This window comes from Rhizobium sp. 11_C7_N12_5 (genome assembly GCF_051811145.1).
In the GTDB taxonomy this organism is placed as follows: domain Bacteria; phylum Pseudomonadota; class Alphaproteobacteria; order Rhizobiales; family Rhizobiaceae; genus Rhizobium; species Rhizobium lusitanum.
This window is the reverse complement of record NZ_JBPWPY010000002.1, coordinates 2,136,052-2,159,561: the sequence shown is the minus strand read 5'-3', so window position 1 is coordinate 2,159,561 and position 23,510 is coordinate 2,136,052. Positions and strand designations below refer to the sequence as shown.

At 59.1% G+C, this 23,510-nt stretch carries 19 protein-coding genes and 1 pseudogene; 14 read left to right on the top strand and 6 right to left on the bottom strand.

The annotated features are described in order from the left end of the window. Position 1: 1 nt before the first annotated feature. Complete coding sequence (locus AB8B29_RS29095; RefSeq protein WP_092575495.1) at positions 2-904, bottom strand: PfkB family carbohydrate kinase; 903 nt, start codon at positions 902-904, stop codon at positions 2-4. A 26-nt stretch (positions 905-930) separates the two neighbouring features. On the opposite strand from AB8B29_RS29095, the gene AB8B29_RS29090 reads away from it, so the two are divergent. Then, positions 931-1,773, top strand: coding sequence for a BtpA/SgcQ family protein (locus AB8B29_RS29090; protein ID WP_113108798.1), 843 nt, complete (start codon positions 931-933; stop codon positions 1,771-1,773). Between the two features lie 4 nt (positions 1,774-1,777). Next, positions 1,778-2,422: a TenA family protein gene (locus AB8B29_RS29085; protein ID WP_092575501.1), complete on the top strand. Its 645-nt coding sequence runs from the start codon at positions 1,778-1,780 to the stop codon at positions 2,420-2,422. Between the two features lie 212 nt (positions 2,423-2,634). Here AB8B29_RS29085 and AB8B29_RS29080 read toward each other — a convergent pair whose 3' ends face one another. The 3 genes from AB8B29_RS29080 to AB8B29_RS29070 form a co-directional block, all read right to left on the bottom strand. Continuing rightward, positions 2,635-3,801, bottom strand: coding sequence for a glycosyltransferase (locus AB8B29_RS29080; protein WP_092575504.1), 1,167 nt, complete (start codon positions 3,799-3,801; stop codon positions 2,635-2,637). A 258-nt stretch (positions 3,802-4,059) separates the two neighbouring features. After that, a complete protein-coding gene (locus AB8B29_RS29075; RefSeq protein ID WP_113108797.1) occupies positions 4,060-5,976 on the bottom strand; it encodes a glycosyltransferase family 39 protein in 1,917 nt (638 codons plus the stop codon). 245 nt (positions 5,977-6,221) lie between these two features. Next, on the bottom strand, positions 6,222-6,827 hold the full coding sequence (locus AB8B29_RS29070; protein WP_080760435.1) for a dual specificity protein phosphatase family protein: 606 nt from the start codon (positions 6,825-6,827) through the stop codon (positions 6,222-6,224). 193 nt (positions 6,828-7,020) lie between these two features. On the opposite strand from AB8B29_RS29070, the gene AB8B29_RS29065 reads away from it, so the two are divergent. Together AB8B29_RS29065 and AB8B29_RS29060 are read left to right on the top strand one after the other, a co-directional pair. Then, positions 7,021-7,221: a hypothetical protein gene (locus tag AB8B29_RS29065; RefSeq protein WP_244655272.1), complete on the top strand. Its 201-nt coding sequence runs from the start codon at positions 7,021-7,023 to the stop codon at positions 7,219-7,221. Continuing rightward, positions 7,149-7,370 (top strand): annotated as a pseudogene (locus tag AB8B29_RS29060) (SDR family NAD(P)-dependent oxidoreductase); the annotation flags it as partial. The gene AB8B29_RS29065 and the pseudogene AB8B29_RS29060, both read left to right, overlap by 73 nt. Positions 7,371-7,399: 29 nt before the next feature. On the opposite strand, the gene AB8B29_RS29055 reads toward AB8B29_RS29060, so the two are convergent. Further along, a complete protein-coding gene (locus AB8B29_RS29055; RefSeq protein ID WP_092575580.1) occupies positions 7,400-8,344 on the bottom strand; it encodes a LysR family transcriptional regulator in 945 nt (314 codons plus the stop codon). A 130-nt stretch (positions 8,345-8,474) separates the two neighbouring features. Here AB8B29_RS29055 and AB8B29_RS29050 point away from each other — a divergent pair, with 130 nt between their 5' ends. The 5 genes from AB8B29_RS29050 (at position 8,475) to AB8B29_RS29030 (ending at position 12,910) form a co-directional block, all read left to right on the top strand. Beyond that, complete coding sequence (locus AB8B29_RS29050) at positions 8,475-8,954, top strand: carboxymuconolactone decarboxylase family protein (protein WP_047552696.1); 480 nt, start codon at positions 8,475-8,477, stop codon at positions 8,952-8,954. 134 nt (positions 8,955-9,088) lie between these two features. Then, positions 9,089-10,006, top strand: coding sequence for an MBL fold metallo-hydrolase (locus AB8B29_RS29045; protein WP_037197068.1), 918 nt, complete (start codon positions 9,089-9,091; stop codon positions 10,004-10,006). 100 nt (positions 10,007-10,106) lie between these two features. Continuing rightward, positions 10,107-10,862 carry an SDR family oxidoreductase gene (locus AB8B29_RS29040; RefSeq protein WP_092575510.1) on the top strand — a complete coding sequence of 252 codons (756 nt, stop codon included), beginning with the start codon at positions 10,107-10,109 and terminating at the stop codon, positions 10,860-10,862. 76 nt (positions 10,863-10,938) lie between these two features. Next, positions 10,939-11,352, top strand: a complete 414-nt coding sequence (locus tag AB8B29_RS29035; RefSeq protein WP_047552693.1) for a cupin domain-containing protein — start codon at positions 10,939-10,941, stop codon at positions 11,350-11,352. Between the two features lie 79 nt (positions 11,353-11,431). Then, positions 11,432-12,910, top strand: coding sequence for a cyclic nucleotide-binding domain-containing protein (locus tag AB8B29_RS29030; RefSeq protein ID WP_092575583.1), 1,479 nt, complete (start codon positions 11,432-11,434; stop codon positions 12,908-12,910). A 17-nt stretch (positions 12,911-12,927) separates the two neighbouring features. Here AB8B29_RS29030 and AB8B29_RS29025 read toward each other — a convergent pair whose 3' ends face one another. Next, positions 12,928-13,416, bottom strand: a complete 489-nt coding sequence (locus tag AB8B29_RS29025) for an RrF2 family transcriptional regulator (protein WP_037197063.1) — start codon at positions 13,414-13,416, stop codon at positions 12,928-12,930. Between the two features lie 136 nt (positions 13,417-13,552). Here AB8B29_RS29025 and AB8B29_RS29020 point away from each other — a divergent pair, with 136 nt between their 5' ends. The 5 genes from AB8B29_RS29020 to AB8B29_RS29000 all read left to right on the top strand — a co-directional run bounded on the left by AB8B29_RS29020 (position 13,553) and on the right by AB8B29_RS29000 (position 23,440). After that, complete coding sequence (locus AB8B29_RS29020) at positions 13,553-13,708, top strand: hypothetical protein (protein WP_162732605.1); 156 nt, start codon at positions 13,553-13,555, stop codon at positions 13,706-13,708. 713 nt (positions 13,709-14,421) lie between these two features. Beyond that, a complete protein-coding gene (locus AB8B29_RS29015) occupies positions 14,422-15,543 on the top strand; it encodes an efflux RND transporter periplasmic adaptor subunit (RefSeq protein WP_234903964.1) in 1,122 nt (373 codons plus the stop codon). A 9-nt stretch (positions 15,544-15,552) separates the two neighbouring features. After that, a complete protein-coding gene (locus tag AB8B29_RS29010; RefSeq protein WP_047552690.1) occupies positions 15,553-18,627 on the top strand; it encodes an efflux RND transporter permease subunit in 3,075 nt (1,024 codons plus the stop codon). 199 nt (positions 18,628-18,826) lie between these two features. After that, complete coding sequence (locus AB8B29_RS29005; protein WP_092575513.1) at positions 18,827-21,373, top strand: patatin-like phospholipase family protein; 2,547 nt, start codon at positions 18,827-18,829, stop codon at positions 21,371-21,373. Positions 21,374-21,721: 348 nt separating this feature from the next. Further along, on the top strand, positions 21,722-23,440 hold the full coding sequence (locus AB8B29_RS29000) for a thiamine pyrophosphate-binding protein (protein WP_092575516.1): 1,719 nt from the start codon (positions 21,722-21,724) through the stop codon (positions 23,438-23,440). Positions 23,441-23,510 lie beyond the last annotated feature (70 nt).

The following is a 23,510-nucleotide window of genomic DNA, read 5'->3' as shown; positions in this document are numbered from 1 at the left end:
CTCAGCCGCCGGCAAGAATGTCGGCAAGCTCCTGGCGGCTGGGGAATGCGGATCTTGTTCCCCGCCGGCTGACGGTAATGGCCGCAGCCGCCGTCGCATGGCCGATAGCCCTGATGTCGAGCGCGGCGTTTCTGAGCGCTGCCGAGGCGAGGGCGATGGCCATGAATGTATCGCCGGCACCGGTCGTGTCGACGACGTCAGTGGTAAGCGCGGGGACGGTTGCGACGATTTGGTTTGCATGTGCAAGGATCGCACCTTCGCCGCCGAGCGTCAGAACGGTCTGGGCAACACCGGCTTCGGCAAGGTGGCGAATGGCGTTCTCGCCCGAGGATCCGGTCAAGCTTTCCGCCTCGCCTTTGTTGAGGAAGGCAATGTCGATCAGCGGCCAGAGGTCGGTGAAGTAGGGTCGAAGCGGCGAGGGGTTGAAGGCCGTGGTGAGCCCGCGGCGCCTTGCTTCGGTAAGGATGCCTCGGGTGACATCCTGGCTGAGGTTGCCTTGCAACACGACGAGGTCGCCGGCTGCGGCGTCGTCCAGCGGCGCAAGAGCCTCGGAAAGGGACAGCGCTTCGGCGGAAGCCGTGGTGGTTACGATGGCGTTTTCGCCGTCGGGAGTGGTGAAGATGATGGAAAAGTCGCTGGAGCGGGCAGGACTGCCCGACAGCCGGGCATGCAGGGTTTCTCCGGCAAGCTGGTCGCGGATCGTCTGGGCGCGAAAATCCTCGCCGACAGCTGCGACGAGCGTCGTGGAGAGGCCGGTCCGGCTCATCACGACTGCCTGGTTGGCGCCCTTGCCGCCTAGGTCGCGGGTTTCCTCCCGACCAAGGATAGAGGCGCCCGCTTCGGGCATCGATAATACGGATATGGTTTCGTCGATGGCGACGTTACCGATGACATAGGCACGCATGGCACACCTTCGGAAGGGAAAGAGAAATGCAACTGATATCGGACAGAGCTTCAAGCGCCATAAGGGAAATATTCGGGACTGACAAGGCGCTGATCGGCATGATTCATTGCCCGGCCTTTCCGGGCGCGCCGCGTTATCGCAGTGCCGCGATGGACACGATCTATGACGCCTGCATGCGCGATGCGGAAGCGCTTGTCAAAGGTGGCATGCATGGGCTGATCATTGAAAACCACGGTGATATTCCCTTCTCCAAGCCCGAAGACATTGGACACGAGACGGCCGCCTTCATGTCTGTTATCACGGATCGCATTGCCCGTGCCGTCGGTGTGCCGCTTGGCATCAATGTGCTTGCCAATGCGCCTATCCCCGCCTTCGCGATTGCCATGGCCGGAGGCGCGCGCTTCATCCGCGTCAATCAATGGGCCAATGCCTATGTCGCCAATGAGGGCTTTATGGAGGGCCGGGCTGCCGAGGCGATGCGTTATCGGTCGCTGCTGCGCGCCGAGCATATAAGGGTTTTTGCCGACAGCCACGTGAAGCATGGCGCGCATGCCATCACCGCAGACCGGACGATCGATGAATTGACGCGCGATCTTGCCTTCTTCGATGCCGACGTGGTGATTGCCACCGGCCAGCGAACGGGCAATAGCGCGACGATTGAAGAGATCGAGGAAATCGGCGCGGCAACGCATCTGCCGCTGCTCGTCGGATCCGGCGTCACCAAGGACAATATCGTTGAAATCCTCAGGCGTACGAACGGCGTCATTGTTGCCTCCTCGCTCAAAGAGGGGGGTGTCTGGTGGAACCCAGTCGATCCAGCCCGCGTCGCAGCTTTTGTGGCCGCTGCTGCACCCGGCCTGGAGGCGTGAGCAAATGATGCAAAGCCTCTCCGACCAGATGCTCGAAGAAAACCGCGATATATTCGATGCCATGGTTCATCATCGATTTGTCGAGGACATCAAGGCTGATCGACTGCCAGTCGCCGCTTTCGAGCGCTATCTGGTTTTCGAAGGCGCCTTTGTCGATACCGCGATCGCGATCTTCGCCTATGCCACCGCCAAAGCGGAGACGATGGCGCAGAAGCGCTGGCTGATCGGCGTGCTCGACGCTTTAGCCAATCAGCAGATCGCCTATTTCGAAAAGACCTTCGTCGTCCGTGGCATTGATCCGGCCAGCTATGACACCAGCCGCGAGGATGTCGCCGCTTTCCGCGACGGGATGCTGGCGATCGCGCGCAATGGCGGCTTCCTCGATACGATTGCGGCGATGTTTGCCGCCGAATGGATGTACTGGACCTGGTCGAAGACCGCCAGCAGATGCACGATCAACGATCCGCTTCTGAAGGAATGGGTTGCGCTCCACGCCGAACCGGCATTCGAGGCGCAGGCGCGATGGTTGAAGACCGTGCTGGACGAAGCCGGCGAGACGCTGGATGCCGCCGAGCGCAAACGCCTGAGCATGATTTTCGGACTGGTGCAACGCTTGGAGATCGATTTCCATGAGGCGGCCTATTCCTAGAACCTCAGAGATGACCCGGGGTTAGCAATCAATGGGCCCGATCGCTCACCTTTTTCATCTGCACCGCAAACACTTGGCGCTTCCGACCATCGTCAATGCCGTACCGCCGCTGTGGCAACCTGGCACGAAATCGTGTTGTCGATTGCCCTCATAGGTAGGTCCACAACTCCGCTCATCCTGTGTCCCTGTCCAGATTAAGCCGAAGCCTCCAATCAGCCTGCTCGCCGCCAGGTAATCATGGAGCTGGTAATATAGTTCCAGCCTGCACCAATGACGGCTCCCGCCAGGCCGGCGAGCCACCATTGCGGCTCCCGACTGTAAAAAAGTGACGACACACCGGTCCCTGCGAGAACTCCAATGCTGCAAAATGCCGAGAACAACATCAAGCCTGTCAGGAATCGCACGCCGCGGCGGCGTCGATCTCTATATGTGAGGGCATTGTTGAACGTGTAATTCGAGACGACTGCGGCCAACATGGCGGCAGCCTGGCTGACCGGAAACTCCAGCCCGCCCAGCAGCAGCAGCCGCAAGATAGTCAGGTGAACGACAACACCGCTAAGGCCGACCAAGCCGAACAATAGCATTCGCGAGGAGATAATATCGCCCGACCATTTTGCGACGAGGAGCCCAAGATATTCGAATACCACCAATGCATCCAGTTTGCTCTCGCCGTGAATCCTCGGCCGAAACACGTATGAAATCTCCCCAATTTTCAAGGGAACGGGCGATGACGCTATAATATCCAGCAGGATCTTGAAGCCTTGCTGCGAGAGCTTCGGAGCAAGCTCGTCGATCAGCGCGCGTTTGACCATGAAAAACCCGCTCATCGGATCGGACGTCTCGATCCTCAGCAGACGCCTGGCAATCCGGATGGCCATCTGACTTCCCACTTGGCGGACGCCAGTGAACCCCTCAGACGACGAGCCTTCCCCGCCATATCTCGTTGCAACCACCAGATCGGTCCGATTGCTGCGCATCATGGCAAGCATGGCTACCAGCCGTGTTTCATCGTGCTGCAGATCAGCATCCATAACGGCAACGATAGGCGCCGATGTCGAGAGAATGCCCTCTAGGCAAGCACCGGCAAGTCCGCGCCGATGGATCCGTCGGATCCCTCGGATACGCCGATCGGTTAGAGACAGGCTTCGCACGACATCCACGGTCTTGTCGCTTGAATCGTCATCAACGAAAATCACCTCCCATGCGATACCGACAAGCGCAGCCCGAAGGCGTTCGATGAGCGGGACGATGTTTTCACGTTCATTGAAGGTCGGTATGACGATGGAGAGCTCAAAGCCCTCCTGCCGTGGGATTTCGCTCTTTAAGATTGCCAAATCCCCAGGCCATGCGCTGATGGGAGCCAAACGAGATGAAGTCATATGGGTCTAATATTCCTTGGAGGGAAGAGCGAGTCCTGTCGACGAATTCGCGGAAGGTTCGAGCCGAACACATGCGACCGCTTCAGCGGCTCATGAAGCCAATTTGCTCCCACGAATCTTCCTCGCCCATTGGCCCGCCATGACGCCGGAGCGACTTCGATATCGCCTATATGCCACGATCACCTGACAATACTCTGAATTCGCGTCGAAATTTGGGACCTATCCACCCATAGCACATGTAGCCGGCACAGGAAATGTTTAGCCTCCCGACGACGAGACGCACTGCATGCCTGCATTCTCGCAACCACCAAGATTAAAACCCACGCGATAATAGAAGCTCCCAACGACGACGCCGTTCTTTCGCACGACCTGCTCTTGAATGTCGGTCAGACGCGAGAAGTATCGAGGGATGTCGTCTTGCTCCAACTCGTTTCGTTTCAGGGAAACGAGCACTGCTGTACTTCCTCGCACTGTTTTGGCCGGATGCCAGACGTCATACATCAGACTGCTGCCGCCAATGGCGCTCAGCCCTATTGAATTGTCTCGAATGCGCTGTGCTTGGCGCGCATAGAAGGCCATTTCGCTGGCAAGGAAGTAGTTGTCCGTACCGATCAGCACGACGGGAGCTGCATTCTCCTTGGCTACCGTGGCCTCAATTGCGCCGACCGCCTCGCCGAATTCGCTCCACGCGACCGGTAATGTGCGGATGTTATGAATGTAGCCGACCCCGGGTAAACCCAGAACCACGTAATGAAAAAGCACCGCATAAACAGCCGTTGTGATTCCGATCGTCGGTATCCATGCGCGTCTCAGGCGCCGTCCCAGCCACCGCTCTTCTCCTGCCGCTCGGGCAAGCACGGATGCGATGAAGGGAAGGACCGCGAGCCACAGAGGGCCGGTCCAATTCGGCTTGTTCTCATGGAAAAGGCTGAAGAGAACAAACACACTAAGCGGGATAAGCGTGAAGAGGAGAACGAAAAGCGCTCTGGTCGCGCCTGGTCGTGATCGGAGTGCAGAGACATTTTCCTTCAGGCTGGCGGCCGCGGCGATGAGGCCGGTGGGGGTCAATAGAACAGCGGCGCTGACGATGAGAGATGGCAAAGTGAATTGAAATGCCTCACCCACGCGTCTCGACCCCTGGAATGCGAAGGACATCCATTGGTGCGTTGCATTCCAGTAAACCACTGGCGAAAATAACAGGGCCGAGATTGCAGCGGCAAGATATGGCTCTCTTCGACCAAGCCATCGGCGCGATCTCGGGTCGATCAAAACGAACAGCAACGCTGCCGGCCCCAATAGCAGTATCGTATACTTCGACAGCAGGCCTATACCAAACGACAGGCCAGCCCCGAACCAGGCAAGACGCTTCTCACCAAGGAGAGCTCGCTCCAGAAAATACAGCGTGGCCACCCATGCTGCAGCCAGCGGCGCGTCCGGCATCATCAGAAAGCCGGTTGAAAAATAAAATGGGAGCACGGCAACCAGCAGAGCGCACGCTATTGCCGTCGCCTTATCGAAGAGATTCCGCGCGAGATAGAAGGAAAAACCGGCGGTCAACAGCCAACAAATATATGCGCCGACGCGAACACCGAACTCGTTATCTCCAAAGAGCGTGGTTCCCAGCCAGATCAACCATGCGACCATCGGCGGATGATCAAGATAACCGATGTCCAGATGCTGCGCATAATTCCAATAGTAGGCCTCTTCAGGCAGAAGGTTGGCGAAACCGAGAAATACGAGGCGAAGTGAAAGAAGATAGATGATGAGGCCAACCGCCGCGAACAGCTTTCGCCTTTCAATGGATATGGTCGGCCATAAGAAAAGCGTGTCGCCCAGCAAACCAATGGCAGCACTTGCAAGCACCACGGAGGCGCCGGAAAGAACGACCGGAAGATTGAGGGTTGTCATTGCGACAACGAAGATTCCGCCTCTCAGACTGAGCGTCAAAAGCCTCAGGAAGAGGAAAATTGCCAGCTGCTGCGAACTGGAATTGCTGTCCACAGCGGGATCGATCCGCGCCAAGATCCCGGTCGCAATGCAGACAAAATATAAGAGAACACCACAGACGAAGCTCAGAACGTGAGCTTTCATCGGGTCGATGCCAACTCTGATCAGCACCACGAAAGCCATAAAATCGAGAAGCGCGCATATCATGCCAACGACAAAAAGGCGCATGACAGTGTGCTTGTGTGTGGCCCCAAGAGCCTGAACCTGTCGCACGATATTATCCGATCTCAATTTTCTCTTGTTGCCGATGATCCAGCGTGCCCGAGGGGTATCTCTAGCCAGCGACGTTGCTGGATGGGCAGCGGACAAGACCAGCCTGATGCGTCTCTCGGTCGTGCCGAAGGCCTGCGAGCTACCATCGACGCCCAGCTGGACGCATTCACTTCAAAAAAGTCGCCGCTCAGCTTCCGTCGCTATCGCACAGTGGCACCGTTTACAAGCTCGGCCCGCGCCTGCTTTTTGTCCTGAGCCTCGACATCCTCCCAGCTCCTGTCCATTGCGTAGGCCGCTGAAACTACGGGTATGCCCACATGCCCATAATAGAAGGATAGTTGCTCTTCAGCTCTGGCCTCATCCAACCCGGCAATCTTCCTGACATAAAGTGCTGCGGCCAAACCGCTGCGATCAGAACCCGAGAGGCAGTGAATAAGGATGGGTTTCGGGGCCGAGGCCATCAACTCGACAAGCCGCTGCGCCTTTTCAGGCGAGATAATTTTCGAAGCCGACATACCAAAATCGATATGCGTTATGCCAAGGCCACGAGCCGTCGTGACTTCATCGTCATACCACGCAGCACCCGGATGCGTTCCGCGCAGATTGATGACTGTCTTGATTCCGTGTGTCCGTATGTAGGAGATGAGCTCATCGGATGTTGGCTGAGCCGAGCGGTAAAATTGGCCATCAATCACCGAATGAAAGTTACCGGTGGCCTGCAGAAGGCCAGCATAAGCCGCGCAACTCGCGCCCAGAATTCCGATGGCGCCAAGGGCGGCGAGGGCCACCTTGCGAAATACAGTCATTGCTCTTTCAGCCCGTCCTTCTGTGAAGTTTCCATGACATGCCGCAAGAGCCTGACAGACGCCTGAACAATGGCGGCGCAAAAATGCGAAACGCCTGTCAGAACATACGGACCAGACGTGTGTTGATTTTCGACCAAATCCGCAGCGACTTGCCGCGGCAAATACGGCCGTCTAGGTGGGAGAAGGAAGCATCATGCCATTGGATCTGGCTGGCAGGACAATCGTGGTCTCGGGCGCTGCCGGCGGCATGGGTCGCGCGGTCGTCAGCAAGCTCGCGGCAACGGGCGCGCGCGTCTGCGCAACGGATCTGTCGCCAACGTTCTGGAGCTCGCGGCGAGTGGCGCAGACGAGGTGGCCTCGATCGCTGGCGATGTCACGAAATCGGACCATGTGAACACCATCTATGATTTCGCAGAGAGCAAGTTTGGGCCTGTCGACGGTCTGGTCAGCAACGCAGGCTTCATCATTTCGAGGTCAGTCCACGAAACCTCCGAGGACGAGTGGGACAGCGTCATGAACGCAAACGCCAAGTCCTTCTTTCCGATGGCCAGGCGAGCCCTTCCACGGTGCAGTCATGCCGCCGGCATATGCGGCGTCTCGCAGGGCGTCGTGGTGGTTCGCTCCGACATGGAGGGATCGGCATCGATGAGGGCGGTCAGGAAATCGAGGACGATCTTGACGCGTTGGGGAATGTTCCGGCGCGAGGGGTAGACGAGGTAGATCGGCAGCCTTGCCGGGGGGAAGTCCTCCATCAAGTGGATCAGCCGGCCGGCGTATATATCCGGCACGGCGATGATGTGGGAAAGGATGGCAAGGCCGGCACCCGCAAGGGCGGCGCGGTGGATGGAGAGGGCATTGTCCGCCACCAGCCGCGGCGATATCGGCACCGCGATATCCTCGGATCCATCGGAGAAAAGCCAGGCGCGGCCGTGGCCGCCCCTGGCGTAGCAGATGCAGTCATGGGCTGAGATATCGGCAGGGACCTTCGGCGGCGAGCGCCGAGCGATGTAAGACGGAGCTGCGACGAGGAATGCCGTCGTCCAGCCGATACGGCGGCAGATGAGGCTGCTGTCGGCCACGGCGCCGATGCGTACTTCGAGATCGATACCCTCTTCGATGAGAGCGGAGGCCTGCTCCCGGAAGGCGAGTTCGAGCGACAGGTTCGGGTGCGCGCTGAGCAGGTCCACCAGCCGGTCGCTGACGAGAAGGCCGAGGGGAGCGGGCAGGGCGAGCTTCACCTTCCCTGATGTGCGCGTGCCATCCGGGCATAGGGCGTCGCCAAGATCGTCGACATTGCCCAAGATCCGCAGCGCGATCGGCAGTACGCGCTCGCCTTCCGCCGTCGGAGACAGGCCGCTCGTCGTGCGGTGCAGAAGCCTCGTATTGAAGTGTTTTTCCAGCGCCGCAACCTGCCGCGATACCGCCGGCTGCGTCAGATTAAGATCGGCGGCTGCGGCGGAAAACGAGCCGGTTTCCGCTACCCGCAGAAATGTGCGCAACGCCGAAACGATATCCATTTCGCTGTCCCCCATACTTTTCGACATAAGCCTTATGCACGCAGCATAGGCCGGGAAGGCTTTACAGTCCAGCAATTACGGATATTTTATATCCATAAGGATAGATAATATCCTTAATAGGAGAGAGACGATGACCCAGCGTTTGAACTATGCCCAACAGTCCCCCGAATTGTTCAAGAAATTCATGGAATTCAGCATGGCGCTGAAGAACAGCGTGATCGAGGACAGGATCCACGATCTCGTGCAGATCCGCGCTTCGCAGATCAATGGCTGCGCCTTCTGCCTCGATATGCATGTCAAGGAAGCCAAGATCCACGGTGAGACCGAACTGCGCCTCTACCACATCGCCATCTGGCGCGAATCCAACCTGTTCGTGCCCCGCGAGCGCGCGGCACTTGCATGGACGGAAGCGCTGACGAAGCTGCCGGAAGGCGGCGTGCCGGACGAAATCTATGAGCGTGTGCGCGGCCAGCTTTCGGAAAAGGAGATTTCCGATCTCACTTTCCTCGTGATGGCGATCAACGCCTGGAACCGTGCCAGCATCGCCTTCAAGGCCGTGCCCGGTTCGGCCGACAAGGCCTATGGTCTCGACAAGGCCGGCCTGAACTAAGCCTCTCGCCCGAGGACCCATCAAATAATGCCTGTCCGCATGGGCAGCTGCGACAGAAGACATCTTACGACAACCGTCATTATCGGTGTAACCGGCCTGCCCGGTTCCAAGACCGTGTTCCACAGGAGACAGACATGACCGTAGACACTATCTCCCATCCCGGTAAGCCAGCCAAGGACGAGCTGGTTCCATCACGCTACGCGGTGCGCGTCGGCGAAATCGAGGTGCTGGTGATCAGCGATGGAGTGCTGCCGCTCCCCACCACGATGTTGGCGCACAACGCCGACCCGGCCGTCCGGGCGGCCTGGCTGAACGACATGTTCTTGCCGCCGGACGCTTTCGACTGGTCGCTGAACGTGGTCGTGGTGCACAGCGGCGAGCAGACCATACTCATCGATGCTGGACTGGGATTGGACCCGAACCTGAACTTGCCGCGGGCCGGGCAGTTGATCAAGCGACTGGAGGCCGCCGGTATCGATCTTGCGTCCGTAACCGACGTGGTGCTTACCCACATGCACATGGACCACATCGGCGGGCTGCTCGTCGACGGGGTAAAGGACCGGCTGCGTCCGGACCTGCGGATTCACGTCGCGGCCGCCGAGGTCAAATTCTGGGAGGCGCCCGACTTCACCCATGTCTCCATGCCGCCAGGCTTCCCGGATGCGCTTCGGTTGGCCGCCAAGCGGTTCGCGAAAGAGTACGGCAGCCAACTGCGGTTGTTCGATGATGAGTACGAGGTGGCGCCTGGGGTGGTTGTCCATCGCACCGGCGGCCACACCCCCGGACACAGCGTGGTCCGCCTGGCATCCGGCGGCGATCGGCTGACGTTTGCCGGCGACGCCGTGTTCACGGTCGGGTTCGACCACCCCGACTGGTTTAACGGTTTCGAACACGACCCCGAAGAGGCGGCTCGCGTTCGGATCCGTCTCTTGCAGGAACTGGCGGCGACTGGCGAGCAGCTGGTAGCCACTCACCTGCCATTCCCCTCCGTTGGTCGGGTGGCGGTCGATGGCGATGCCTTTCGCTGGGTACCGGCCTTCTGGGACTACTGACGCTTGTTGGCCGATAAGATCTACGCGGCCTGAACCACAACCACCATCCAGAAACGAATGGACAATGCGGCGCGTTGAGCGGCCGCGAATGGAGAAGCTTATGAAAATCGTTATCATTGGCGGAACCGGCCTGATCGGTTCAAAGACAGCCGACCGCCTTCGCAAGCAAGGCCATGAAGTCATTGCCGCCGCTCCAAACACCGGCGTCAATACGATCACCGGCGAGGGACTAGCTGAAGCGCTTGCCGGCGCCTCCGTCGTCATCGACCTCGCAAACTCGCCGTCCTTCGAGGATAAGGCCGTGCTCGAATTCTTCGAGACCTCGGGCCGCAACCTGCTTGCCGCCGAGAAGACCGCCGGCGTCAAGCATCACATCGCGCTTTCCATCGTCGGCGTCGATCGCATACCTGACAGCGGCTATATGCGGGCCAAGGTCGCTCAGGAAAAGATCGTCCGGGGGGCCGGCATTCCCTATACCATCGTCCACTCGACGCAATTCATGGAATTCCTCAGTGGCATCGCCCAGTCCGGCACGATCGGGGACACCGTGCATCTGTCGCCAGCCTACGTCCAGCCGATCGCCTCGGACGATGTGGCGGACAATATGGCCGCCGTTGCGACAGCCGAGCCGATCAATGGGATTTTGGAGATCTCGGGGCCTGAGCGCGTCCGGCTGAACGAGCTTGTTGCTCGCTATCTGAAAGCAATGGGCGATGCCCGCAAGGTTGAGGCAGATCCGGAGGCTCGCTACTTCGGCGCCAAACTGAACGATGGCTCGCTCGTTTCCGACAACAATCCGCGCCTCGGCCACATCACCTTCGAGCAATGGTTCGCCAAGGCCGGCCAGCCGAAGTGAACTGCAATCTTTGATGTAACCCCGCGTGCCCGGCGGTTTAGCTGCCTGGCATGCTATTCACCAAAAGGAGATCGAGATGTTCAGAACGCAACTTATCGCACTCAGCATGCTGCTCGCCGCCGCAGGCGCTGCGAAGGCAGACGACAACCACGCCGCCAAAGTCAGCCTCGTCTACGAGCACGAACTGCCGAACGTTCCCGGCAAGAGCATCAAGGGCATCCTCGTGGAATACGGGCCGGGCGGCTTTTCCGAGGGTCACACCCATCCGAGCTCGGCCTTCATCTATGCCACGGTTCTTGAAGGAGCGATCAAAAGCCAGGTCAATGACGGCCCGGTGAAAGTCTATAAGGCTGGCGAAAGCTTTTCCGAAATGCCGGGCGACCGCCACGGCGTCAGCGCCAATGACAGCAAGACCGCGCCCGCCAAGCTGCTGGCCGTCTTCGTCGTCGATACCAGTCAGAAAGAGCTCACCTATCCCCTTAAGAAGTGAGTGCTGAAAGCGCGCCGCACTGGCTCTGCGTGGGTGCGGCGTTCTTTGAAGTGCAGGAGAGGAGCTCGCTGTGTCGCAATTGCTTCCCGATGTGGTAGCCAGTTCACCTCTTACCTCGCTGATCGGCGTGGGCCTTGCGGGAATCCTCGTCTGGCATCTGATCCCGCGCGCTTCGGCCTATACACGGCTCGTGGTGCAGATCATCTTCTTCGGCGTCATGACTGCCATTCTTCTCAACGGCAAGATCGCCCCCAACAGTTTCGAGGGCTATGGCACCGACGATGCCCGTTCGCTCAACGTCATCCTGGCGAAATCCCTCTGGTGGCTGCATCTCTCGTGGGCGCTGATCGGTTTCGTACGCATCTATCTGGTGCTGGAGGGGCGCCCGCGCGAAGCTCGCCTGCTACAGGATATTGTCGTCGGCCTGGTCTATCTCTGCGTCGCCCTTTCCGTTCTCGCTTTCGTCTTCGGTGTGCCGATCGGAACGCTGGTCGCGACCTCGGGCGTGGTCGCGATCGTCCTCGGCCTTGCCCTGCAGAATACGCTCGGCGACGTCTTCTCCGGCATTGCGCTGACAATCGGCCGGCCCTATTCACTCGGAGATTGGATCGCGCTTGGCGACGGAATTGAAGGGCGGGTGATCGCCAGCACATGGCGCTCCACCCACATCCTGACCGGCGCCAACAATATCGCCATCCTTCCGAACAGTCTGCTGGCCAAGCTTGCGCTCACCAATGTCAGCCAGCCCGACGAGACGCATCTCGTCACCATGACGTTCCGCGTCGCCCCGACCAAAATGCCTTCGATCGTCGAGGATGTGATGTGCACGGTTCTTGCCGGCTGCAACACCATCCTCCGCGAGCCGCCGCCCCTCGTGGCGCTGAAGGGCGTGGATGCGACCGCGCTGGAGATCGAGCTGCAGTTTCGCGTGACGAGTTCGTCCGTGCGCATCCGGGCGAGAAACGAGGTCATCGATCTCTTCTATCGTCATTGCAAGTCGGCCGGGTTGCTGCTTGCCATGCCGCCGGCCGTCACCGCCGTGGTGGCGGCACTTCCGAGCGAGGAGGCGGCGAAGCCGCCGGAAGTGACGCCACTCGATCTCATCCGGGCGATCCCGATCTTTACAAGCCTGACACCGCAGGAACAGGAGAGCCTGGCGGACGCGGCAGTCACGCGCGAATTCCAAAAGGGCGATGTGATCGTGCAGGAGGGGCAGACGCTGCCGTCGCTGATGATGATCCGCGCAGGAATAGTGGTGATGCGCGAGGAGGGGCGGGAGCTGAAACGGCTTTCGCCTGGCGACTACTTCGGCGAAACTGGCCTGTTAGCCGGCATGGAAGAGGCCTTCACGCTGGAGGCGCTGACGCGGGTGACGGTCTACGACATCGGCCAACCGGCCTTCGAACCGCTGTTTGCAGCGCGCCCCGCTCTTGCCGAGGAGATCGCCGCCCATCTTTCGCGGCACACCGGACATCTGCCAGAGCACGCGCTGCCGCATGAGCGGGAGCGACGCACGCTGAGGATGCTGAAGGCGATGCGAATGATCTTCGGCCGTTGAAACAGGCCATGGATGTCTTACCCGGCGCGCTGCAAAACCCACTCGAAGGTGTTTTTCCAGATGTCGGCCGGGACGTCTTCCGACAGGGTCTCAACGAGGTCTGCGAGGCTAACGCTCTTCAACGTGTTGCGCCAGGCCTCGTCGGCCTGCCACATGACGCGTGCAACCGAGCAGGGCTTGCTGTCGCAGAAATCTTTCGGACGGCAGGGGTTGTTTGCCCGGATATTGGAGCAGGTGAAGGTGCGCGACTTCCCTTCCACCGCCTCGACGATATCGAGAAAATTGATCTCCGAAGTCGGTCTTGCCAGGCGATAACCGCCGCTCGGCCCAAGCGTCGTCTCGACCAGCGATGCCTGGGATAGGCTCTGCAACGCCTTGGAAAGATATTCCTTCGGCAGGCCATGGAGCTCGGCCAAGGCTTTCGTGGAAAGATACCGCCCTTGCGGCAGACCTGCGAGAATAGCGCAGCAATGCAACGCCCACTCGACCTGGCTTTTGAGGATCATTCTAGCTCACTTGATGCCGGCGGGGCGCCGATGCTCCTTATTAAGGACAATATATATCCGCAAATGAAGCGGCTGTAAATTGAATGTTTGCCACAGGCGTAAAAGCCGCAACGACGCATTCCTGGGACCTCTTCTGATGCAGGCTCCACAGACCACGACTGGGAGCACGTCGAATGTCGAACAGGTGAGTGTGCTCGGGATCGGTGTTCAGGTAATCGGTGAGCCGTGTTTTCCGCTGCCGCCCTTGCCGCCGGCCGACGACCCGGCGCTGGTCGCCATTCCCGTGGGTTAGAGCCCTGATTTGCCGACTGCTTAACAACAATTGGGGCGGCCTAGCGGCTGCTTTTCTTCTGTTTCCATAGTTTGAACAGCGCGACATCGCTCGAATACCCTTGGGCGCCGTTCCTCTTGCCTGGTATCTGTATTTCCAGCGAAATGTCTTGGAAGACCTTTCAAAACGAGCAAATCCGCCGCATGGACTTCGTGTCGCCGATCATCCATTTTGCCCTGAAATGGACAGCAACCATCGCATTTCGGATGAAGTGACCTGCAACAACTGAGGTCAACAAAGGTTGACTTCGCTGGAGATAGTTTCGAGGCTCCTCGATATGGTCGCGGCATACTGAATCAGTTATCGTGAATATGACCGAGACAAATCGTGCTCGATCGGAAACGGAGGCCTGCTGATGAGGTTTGACTGGTCCGGTTTGCGTGAGGATGGTCGAGATCGACGGGATCTGCTTCGATCATGGCCGAGTAAACCTCGCCTTCAGCGCGCGGGAGATGTTGGTCTGCGGCGCCTTTCGATGCACACGCCTTTGTCCACTCGACCCCACCGATCCATATCACCATCGGCCGTCGTGCAGGCTCTGAATGCGGCTGGCGGCGCGCTCGCCACCACGCCCACGGAGAGACGTTTTCGGTGAGACGCGCCAGAGCCGATGCCAATCAGATCTTCTTCCCTTCCGTCCCTGAAGAGTAGAGTTTGCAATCATGATAAAACGCATGGTGATCATGTTGATCGTCATAGGCCTGATCCTGGGCGGGATTTTCGGCTTTCAGGCATTCAAGAACCGCATGATCGCGGCGTATCTGGCTAATCTCAAGGCGCCGCCGCAGACCGTCTCGACAATTACGGCTGCAATGAGCCCATGGCAGACAACACTGCAATCCATAGGCAGCTTCAATGCCGTCCAGGGCGCCAATCTCTCGGCTCAGGTCCAGGGCATCGTGCAGAAGATCGGTTTTCAGGATGGCCAGGACGTCAAGAATGGCGATCTCATCGTGCAGTTGCTTGCCGATCAGCAGATTGCCACGCTGCAGCAATACCAGGCGTCGGCGGCGAATGCGCAGATCGCTTATGATCGCGATTCCAAGCTTATCAAGGCGAACACCATCGCGCAAAGCCAGGTCGACAGCGATCTGGCAACCTGGAAGGCTGCGCAGGCGCAGGTCGCCTCCCAGCAGGCGTTGATAGACCAATATTCCATACGTGCCCCCTTCGATGGGCACCTCGGCGTCAGGCTGGTCAGCCTCGGTCAATATCTGGCGGCCGGAACCGCAGTCGTGACCTTGCAGTCGCTCGACCCGATCCAGTTTGATTTCTCGATGCCACAGCAGGCTCTGTCACAATTGAAGGTCGGCCAGGCGGTGACTGCAACGATCGACGCCTATGGCAGCCAGACCTTCGACGGCAAGATCACGGCGATCAGCCCGCTGGTGGACAGCCAGAGCCGCAATCTCACCATCCGGGCGACTTTCGCCAATCCCGACCGCAGGCTTTTGCCGGGCATGTTCGGCAACGTGTCTGTCGTCGTCGGAGAGCCGCAAAACTATATCTCCCTGCCGCAGACCGCCGTCACCATCAACCCTTACGGCAACGTCGTCTATATCGTGACCGACAAAGGCAACGGCGCGGACGGAAAGCCGCAGCTCGTCGCCAACCAGAAGTTCGTCTCCACCGGGCAGGCGCGGGGCGATCAGATTGCGGTGACCAAGGGGTTGAACGCAGGTGACGTCGTGGTGACCTCCGGCCAGCTGAAACTGAACAACGGCTCGCCTGTCATTATCAACAATGAGGTGCAGCCTTCGAACGATCCCAATGCCAATCCTGCAAATCCCAACTGAGGCGTGACGATGAATATCACCGACATCTTCATCCGCCGCCCCGTTCTTGCCCTGGTGGTGAGCGCGTTGATTATCGTGATCGGCTACCAGTCGTTCCGCACGCTGACCGTGCGCCAATATCCACGGACCCAGAATGCCGTCGTCACGGTGACGACCACATATCCGGGTGCCGCACCCGACGTGATCGCCGGATTCATCACGACGCCGCTCGAAAACGCCATCGCCCAGTCCAACGGCATCGATTACATGACCTCGACGAGCACCAGCGGTACGTCGACCATCACCGTCAACCTGCGCCTCAACTATGATGCGGATGCGGCAATGACGGAAATCAACGCCAAGGTGTCCTCGGTTCTCAATCAACTGCCGACGGGCACGCAGCAGCCGATCATGTCGGTTTCCATCGGCCAGTCGATCGACGCGATGTATATCGGCTTCCGCAGCGATGTTCTGGCCGGGAACCAGATCACCGACTATCTGTCGCGCGTGGTCCAGCCTAAGTTGCAAACGGTCAACGGTGTTCAGACAGCCGAAATTCTTGGCGGCAGAACGTTCGCTTTGAGGGCCTGGCTGAAACCCGACAAGCTGGCCGCCTATGGGCTGACGGCCGGCGATGTGGGGACCGCACTTGCAGCCAATAACTATATTTCCGGCATCGGCACCACGCGCGGACAGATGACGCAGACAGTGCTCACCGCACGGACCGACCTGCATTCGGTCGACGAATTCAACGAGATGGTAGTCAGGCAGATCGGCAGCGCAACCGTGCGCCTGAAGGATGTCGCTACCGTTGTGCTCGGGTCGCAGAACACCGACGTCCAGGTCGGGTTCGATGGGCAGACCGGTGTCTTTATGGGTATCCAGATCGCACCGACGGCAAACCTGCTCGACGTGATCGCGGGCGTGCGTGCGGTGTTCCCGGGCATTCAGGAGCAACTGCCGCAGGGGCTCGAGGGCTATATCGTCTACGATTCCAGTACCTTCGTCACGACGTCGATCGAGGAGGTCGTGAAAAGCCTGCTCGAAGCCTTGGTTATCGTCATCTTCGTGGTGTTCGCATTTCTCGGTTCGCCGCGTTCGGTTGCCATTCCTATCGTCGCCATACCGTTGTCGCTGGTCGGCACGTTCGCGATGATGCTGGTCTTCGGCTTCTCGATAAACCTTCTGACATTGCTCGCCTTGGTGCTGGCCATCGGCCTTGTGGTCGACGACGCCATCATCGTCGTCGAAAACGTCAACCGTCACATCGAGGAGGGTGCCGCACCGATGCAGGCGGCGCTGGCCGCTGCGCACGAACTGGTCGGGCCGATCCTGGCCATGACCGTGGTGCTGATCGCCGTCTACGTGCCGATCGGCTTTCAGGGCGGCCTGACCGGTGCTCTGTTCACGGAATTTGCTTTCACGCTGGTCGGCGCCGTGACCGTCTCGATGATCATCGCGTTGACCCTGACGCCGATGATGTGCTCGCGCATCCTGAAGCCGCATCTGACCGACCGCAGTGGCTGGGAGGAGCGTGTCTCGGATTTCATCGACCGCCGCTTCTCGGAGATCCATCGGCCCTATACGCGCATGCTGCACGGCAGCTTGAACACGGTACCGGTGACATTGTTGTTCGCTGCCATCGTTCTGGGCAGCATCTATTTCCTCTATTCCAGCGCCAAGAACGAGCTGGCCCCTAACGAGGATCAGGGCTTCCTTGGTGCGCAGGTCACCAACGCTCCCAACGCGACGCTTCAACAGAAACTGCTTAATTCCGATCAGGTCACCAAGATCTTCAAGAGCTTCCCGGAGACCGACAAGACCCTGCAGGTCGAGGCGCCAGGCACGTCCTTCGAGGGTATGGTGCTGAAGCCATGGGATCAACGCACGAGAACGGCGAACGATCTGCAGCCATTGGTGCAGGCCGACATGGCAAAAATTGCCGGCGGCCAGGCAGTGGTCTTCCAGATACCGCCGCTGCCTGGCGCCAGCGGCTTGCCGGTGCAGTTCGCCATCGGTGGCACCAGCGGCTTCGACCAGCTGAATGAGGTATCCAACACCTTCCTGCAGGAGGCGCAGAAATCCGGTCAGTTCATCTTCCTGACAAAGGATCTCTACATCGACAATCCGCAATATTCGATCCAGATCGACCGCAGCAAGGCGTCGGCGCTTGGGCTATCCATGAACACAGTCGGTGCGGCCCTCTCCTCCATGTTGGGCGGCGGCTACGTCAATTATTTCAGCATCGACAACCGCTCCTACCAGGTCATCCCGCAGGTGGAGCAACGCTCACGCCAGACCATCGATCAGATCATGAATTATCCGATCGCAAGCGTGAACGGCGAAAAGATCCCGCTTTCGGCAATCGCTACGGCGAAACTCCAGGCAACCCCGCGCTCGGTCGCGCATTTCCAGCAATTGAACTCTGCCACCATCTCCGGCGTGCCGGCACCGGGCGTCGCCGTCGGCAATGCTCTTGATACCCTCAAGTCGATCGCGGCGCGCACCCTGCCGCAGGGCTATACGGTCGACTATGGCGGCCAGTCGCGCCAGTTCGTGCAGGAATCCAGCGGCATGGCCACCACCTTCGGTCTCGCGCTGATCATCGTTTTTCTGGCGCTGTCGGCTCAGTTCAACAGTTTCCGAGACCCTCTGATCATTCTCGTGTCGGTGCCGATGTCGATAGCAGGCGCACTCGCGTTCATAAGCGTTGGTGTCGGCGGCGCGACCATGAACATCTATACGCAGGTCGGGTTGGTGACGCTCATGGGGTTGATCAGCAAGCATGGCATCCTGATCGTCGAGGTGGCGAACACGTTGCAGGCTTCCGGAAAGTCCAAGCGCGAGGCAATCGAGGGCGCCTGCGGCATCCGGTTGCGTCCGATCCTGATGACGACCGGCGCCATGGTTCTGGGCGTGGTGCCGCTGATCCTGGCCACCGGCGCTGGCGCGGCTTCCCGCTACAATATGGGGTTGGTGATCGCAACGGGGTTGGCTATCGGTACATTGTTCACGCTCTTCGTGGTGCCCGCTGTCTACATGCTATTGGCTGCGGACCATCACAAGCAGGAAGCGTCTGAAGCAGAGCCGGCTCCCACGCATTGATGAGCATCGGAGGTGGAGGTCGTCCACGTCATCGCTCCATCGGGAAGTGACGAACATGGATGATCAGTCTCGCACGTCCTGATGGGGCCGTGCATGCGGTGCAAAGGAAAATGCTTCCTGGGCCGCGAAATATTTCTGATACAGTTGCAGCGCGCATTTCTGTTGAGTGGCAACCATTCTTGGCAATTGGGTGGGGCACATGAAGCTGGATTTCGAAGCAATCTTTAGACGCGAACTGGATGTCATCAATTTCCGCCGTCAGTCACTTCAGAATGGCGGTGCGAAAGCTCATCGCACCGAGCGAGCGGCGAGTGAGGATAGCGCACGGTTTCATATCCCTCGTCGTGCGGCAAAACTGTCGCAAGACCACGTCGGCGCGGACAAGCGTGGCACGGTAAGAATGGAGACGGGCAGCAACCTGACGGGGCTTTCGTTTTCCGGCGGCGGTATCCGTTCCGCGGCCTTTTGCTTGGGCGCTTCACAGGCGCTGGACTCGCTCTCGCATGACGGTGAACCGCGCGTTCTCGACGCCTTCGATTATCTCTCCACAGTGTCCGGCGGCGGCTACATCGGCACCTCGATCGTTTCAGGCATGATGCAGGAGCCCTATACGTTTCCCTTCGCCAGCAAACTCGACGCTCAGGAAACGCCGGAAATTCAACATCTGCGAAACTATTCGAACTTCCTCGTCCCGAACGGATTGATCGACTATCTGACCAGCGCCGCGCTTTTGATGCGCGGATTGCTCGTAAACGCGCTGATCGTCCTGCCTGGCCTGCTCTTTCTGGCGGTGCTGACCGTCGCTTGCAATCCGCGGTCAATCGATCTTGGGCAGCCGGATATCTTCGGCTTTCCGCTCGACGGGCTTCCGCTCGTCACCGTCAGCGGCATGGAAGCCTTCACCTTGACGGTCAATGTTCTGATCGCCGTCTCGATCCTGATGTTCGCAAGCGCAATCACGACCTCCCTGACCTTTCAGACAAGCCAGTTGGCGGCGCGCGAAAGGCTTGCGCGGATCCTTGGCTGGCTGGTGGCGGCCATCGCCCTTGCGTTTCTCATCGAGCTGCAGCCGCTGATCCTCAGCGGCATGTTCGAAAAGACAGATGCCGGTTCGGCTGCGGTTACCGGCCTGGAGGACGGCAACTTGAAAAGTGTCCTTCTGGCGATCGCGCATATCGTGCCTGCGTTGACAAGCGCCCTGATCCCAACGGCCATTGTTCTGATCGGCGCGGCGCAGAAGCTGGCAAACATCGCAAAATCGACGCTCGGGGAGGCGACCTGGACGGCGATGCTGCAGAAATATGCGAGCCGCATCGCGCTCTATCTCTCGGCTATCGTCGTGCCGTTGCTGTTGTGGGTTTCCTATCTCTACCTCAGCTTTTGGGCGATAACGCCTGCGATCGGTGCGGCCAGCGCCGATCCGCCTGCGCCAGTCGCTCCCACATGGCTGTCCGACCTGTCTCTCCTTGTCGCGCATTGCCTCCCCGTGATCGGCCGCCTGGGAGCAATCGGCTCGTTCTACCTATGGATCGCATTGGGGCTCGCTTTCGCCTGCCTTTTCATCGGCCCCAATTCCAACTCGCTCAACCAGCTCTATCGGGACCGTCTCAGCCGGGCTTTTCTGTTTGAGCGCGCACTCCTTAAGAAGAACAAGCCGTCGGTCGATGTCGACGGTTGGAAGTTTTCATCGCTGAAACCTTTTGATGCCGCAAGCGACGGCTGGTCCGAGGGGGCTGCCTATTCTCCCTATCTTCTCGTCAACACGACGATCAATTTGATCGGATCGAAGAACCTCAACAAGCGCGGCCGCAATGCCGACAGCTTCATCTTCAGTCCACTGCATGTCGGCAGCCAGGCAACGCATTATGTGGCGACCCAGGATATGGAAGATACCGTGCCGTCGCTCACGCTCGCAACGGCGATGGCCACATCCGGCGCCGCCGCCTCGGCGAATATGGGCAGCCATACCATCCGGATCCTGACCTTCAGCCTTTCCCTGCTCAACGTCCGTCTGGGCTACTGGCTTGCCAACCCGGCAAGACTCGACGCATTCTGTCATTGGTGGAACCGATGGTGGTCGAATTTCGGCACGTGGTACTTTGCCAATGAAACCGCCGGCCGTTTGGACGAGAAGAAGTTGAATGTCTATCTGACCGATGGCGGCCACATCGAAAATCTCGGCATATACGAACTGCTGCGCCGACGCTGCAAGGTCATTGTGGCAGTCGACGCCGACGCCGATCCAAGCATGACCTTCGAATCCTTCGTAAAGCTTCAGATCATGGCGCGTATCGACCTTGGCGTCCGCATCGAGCTTCCGTGGCAGGATATACAGAGGAAAACCCTGGAAGTGGCCGAGCATTTGGCACCGAACGTCGCCGCTTCGGTCGAATCCGCAGGACCCCACATCGCCGTCGGAATCATCGAGTATGGCGAGGACGAAAGGGGCATATTGCTTTACATCAAATCGTCGCTGACCGGCGACGAGAACGACTACATCATGGACTACAAGAGGCGGAACCCGACGTTCCCACACGAGACGACCCTCGACCAGTTTTTTAGCGAGGAGCAGTTCGAGGTTTACAGGGCGCTTGGCTTTCACGCCGTCCAGCATTTCTTCAGTGGCAAGGACAATTTTGCCCGACCTTCGGCTTTCCAGCCCGGCTGGATCGATGAGCTTGTCGCAGCGCTTGCATTGCTCAATATTCCACCGGCGATGCGAGAGGCTTTCACCGCCCGGCTTTAGAAAAGAACAAGGCGCGGCCTTGTCTGCCCGTCGCCATGAGGCCCCGTGGTAATCTGAAGTTGAATTCTGTTACAAAGTGCGCGAATATAACGCGACAAGCCTGGAAAAGGGCGAGATGGGATACATCATCCGCCAGCTGCACTTTCGTTCGATAGCATGTTTCGAATCAGCAGCTTGAACGTCCGCTCGCAGGGCGTTGCAAAGCGACGCAGTGGACCGATTTCAAATCGTAATCTTCTAATATTCATTGGCCTTGAAGCATAGCAATAGCAGTATTCTGCATGCGCAATTCGGTGGGAGACTAAATACGCCCAGTCAATTTGGGTGTCTGTCTGGAGGGCATTCTCGATGAGAGTCTACGAGGCGATCGTGAAGGCGCTGGAGGGAGTGGGGGTCGGCGCCGCCTTTGGTGGAGCGGGCGAAAATGCCGCCGGTCTGATGCTTGCCCTCAAACATTCCTCAATCCGCCCCGTCATTACTCGCCACGAACAAGCGGCCTCATTCATGGCTTGCGGCTACGCCATGCATTCGGATCAGTTGGGCTTCTGCTTCGCGACGGCGGGACCGGGCGCGTTCAATCTGTTTTCCGGATTGGCTGTCGCCATGTCGGATTCTTATCCGGTATTGGCCGTTTCCGGCTATGCTTCCCTTGACTGGAAGGGAAAGGGGGCGTTGAACGAAACCTCCGGCACCAGTCGCACTCCAGATTCCCAGGCGATGTTTGCCGCCACCACGAAGAAGTCATTTCTGCTGACGGATGCGGCCAAGACCTGCGACGTCGTCGAGGAGGCAGTCAACCTGGCCTTCGACGGCCGCCCTGGCCCAGTTCACATCCATGTCCCGGAGAACCTGACGCATCATGGCGTTTCCGTTGACAATTTTCGCGCTATCGATCTCCGGCGACGTCCGGTGACGCCGGAGTCCAAGCGGGTGACCGAAGTTGCCCAGCTTCTGGCGGACGCCGTTGCCAAGGACAAGAAGATATTGGCGCTGATCGGCTTCGGCGCTGTTCGCAGTGGCGCGGGGCCGGAGCTGAGGGAGCTTCTGGAGCGCTATCAGATTCCGTTCGCGACGACGCTCGATGGAAAAGGCATCATCTCGGAGCGTCATCCTCTCTCGGTTGGCGTGTTCTGCGACAGTGGCCACAGCGCCGCCTGGAAAGCTTTCCTGCAGGCCGATGTCATCCTTGCGGTGGGGAACTCCTTCGCGCAGCACGCCACCTTCAATTTTCGCGATGATCTTCTGGCCGGCAAGACGCTCATCCATATCAACATCGATATCGGCGAGATCGACAAGGTCTACAAGGCCGATGCCGCCATCATCGGCGATGCAAAACTTGCGGTTGCGGCGCTCAACAAGGAGATATCGCCCAAGGCCGCGGCTGTTGCAGCAAGACCCGCCGAGGGGCGCGATTACGACGCGGAGCGGATCATCCATCTTCTGGATGAAATCCATCCAGGACAGCTTGCGCAATCCCTGTCCAAGCGTTTGCCAAAGAATGCCATCGTCCTTGCGGACGCCGGCGCGCATCTCGCCTGGCTCGGCTATTATCTGGAGCTGTCGCCGGGACAGTTTTTCCGAAAGCCTGGCGGATTCGGACCGATGGCGGGGCATGTCAACGGCGCGCTTGGCGCCAAATGCGCCAATCCCGACCGTCCGGTTATCGTCGGTTGCGGCGATGGATGTTATCTGCTGTCGGGCTTCGAGCTTCTGACCGCCGTTCAATACGATATTCCTGTCATCTGGATTATTTTCAACGACGGCGAGTTCAAGCTCATCAAGCTTTATCAACTCGAAGCCTATGCGGAATCGGCCCTCGTCGAATTCGGCAATCCCGATTACGTTGCCTATGCCAGGGCTTGCGGCGCGCAGGGATACAGAGTCGAGACAATCGATGAATTCGAAAGCGCCTTCGACGAGGCGCTGGCACTGGGCAAGCCGGCAATCATCGATGCCCACATCACCAGGCTCGCGCTGCCGCATTACAGCCCATCACCGAAAGGGCTTCTTTCCGGCATCGCAGAGATGGTCGAGGATCGGGTCTTGCCGGGTCACAGTGGGCAATAGCCATTTTGGTCGTCGGCGGGACAAGCCGAAATAAGCAGGCGTTTCCCGGTCGCATAGCGGACGGCGACGG

Excerpts from the sequence above, each read along its gene's own strand:
- AB8B29_RS29070 (WP_080760435.1), bottom strand. The coding sequence starts at position 6,827 with ATGACTGTATTTCGCAAGGTGGCCCTCGCCGCCCTTGGCGCCATCGGA.
- AB8B29_RS29080 (WP_092575504.1), bottom strand. The coding sequence starts at position 3,801 with ATGACTTCATCTCGTTTGGCTCCCATCAGCGCATGGCCTGGGGATTTG.
- AB8B29_RS29040 (WP_092575510.1), top strand. The coding sequence starts at position 10,107 with ATGAAAATCGTTATCATTGGCGGAACCGGCCTGATCGGTTCAAAGACA.
- AB8B29_RS29090 (WP_113108798.1), top strand. The coding sequence starts at position 931 with ATGCAACTGATATCGGACAGAGCTTCAAGCGCCATAAGGGAAATATTC.
- AB8B29_RS29035 (WP_047552693.1), top strand. The coding sequence starts at position 10,939 with ATGTTCAGAACGCAACTTATCGCACTCAGCATGCTGCTCGCCGCCGCA.
- AB8B29_RS29015 (WP_234903964.1), top strand. The coding sequence starts at position 14,422 with ATGGTGATCATGTTGATCGTCATAGGCCTGATCCTGGGCGGGATTTTC.
- AB8B29_RS29055 (WP_092575580.1), bottom strand. The coding sequence starts at position 8,344 with ATGGATATCGTTTCGGCGTTGCGCACATTTCTGCGGGTAGCGGAAACC.
- AB8B29_RS29095 (WP_092575495.1), bottom strand. The coding sequence starts at position 904 with ATGCGTGCCTATGTCATCGGTAACGTCGCCATCGACGAAACCATATCC.
- AB8B29_RS29045 (WP_037197068.1), top strand. The coding sequence starts at position 9,089 with ATGACCGTAGACACTATCTCCCATCCCGGTAAGCCAGCCAAGGACGAG.
- AB8B29_RS29010 (WP_047552690.1), top strand. The coding sequence starts at position 15,553 with ATGAATATCACCGACATCTTCATCCGCCGCCCCGTTCTTGCCCTGGTG.
- AB8B29_RS29000 (WP_092575516.1), top strand. The coding sequence starts at position 21,722 with ATGAGAGTCTACGAGGCGATCGTGAAGGCGCTGGAGGGAGTGGGGGTC.
- AB8B29_RS29050 (WP_047552696.1), top strand. The coding sequence starts at position 8,475 with ATGACCCAGCGTTTGAACTATGCCCAACAGTCCCCCGAATTGTTCAAG.
- AB8B29_RS29075 (WP_113108797.1), bottom strand. The coding sequence starts at position 5,976 with ATGCGCCTTTTTGTCGTTGGCATGATATGCGCGCTTCTCGATTTTATG.
- AB8B29_RS29025 (WP_037197063.1), bottom strand. The coding sequence starts at position 13,416 with ATGATCCTCAAAAGCCAGGTCGAGTGGGCGTTGCATTGCTGCGCTATT.
- AB8B29_RS29065 (WP_244655272.1), top strand. The coding sequence starts at position 7,021 with ATGCCATTGGATCTGGCTGGCAGGACAATCGTGGTCTCGGGCGCTGCC.
- AB8B29_RS29005 (WP_092575513.1), top strand. The coding sequence starts at position 18,827 with ATGAAGCTGGATTTCGAAGCAATCTTTAGACGCGAACTGGATGTCATC.
- AB8B29_RS29085 (WP_092575501.1), top strand. The coding sequence starts at position 1,778 with ATGATGCAAAGCCTCTCCGACCAGATGCTCGAAGAAAACCGCGATATA.
- AB8B29_RS29020 (WP_162732605.1), top strand. The coding sequence starts at position 13,553 with ATGCAGGCTCCACAGACCACGACTGGGAGCACGTCGAATGTCGAACAG.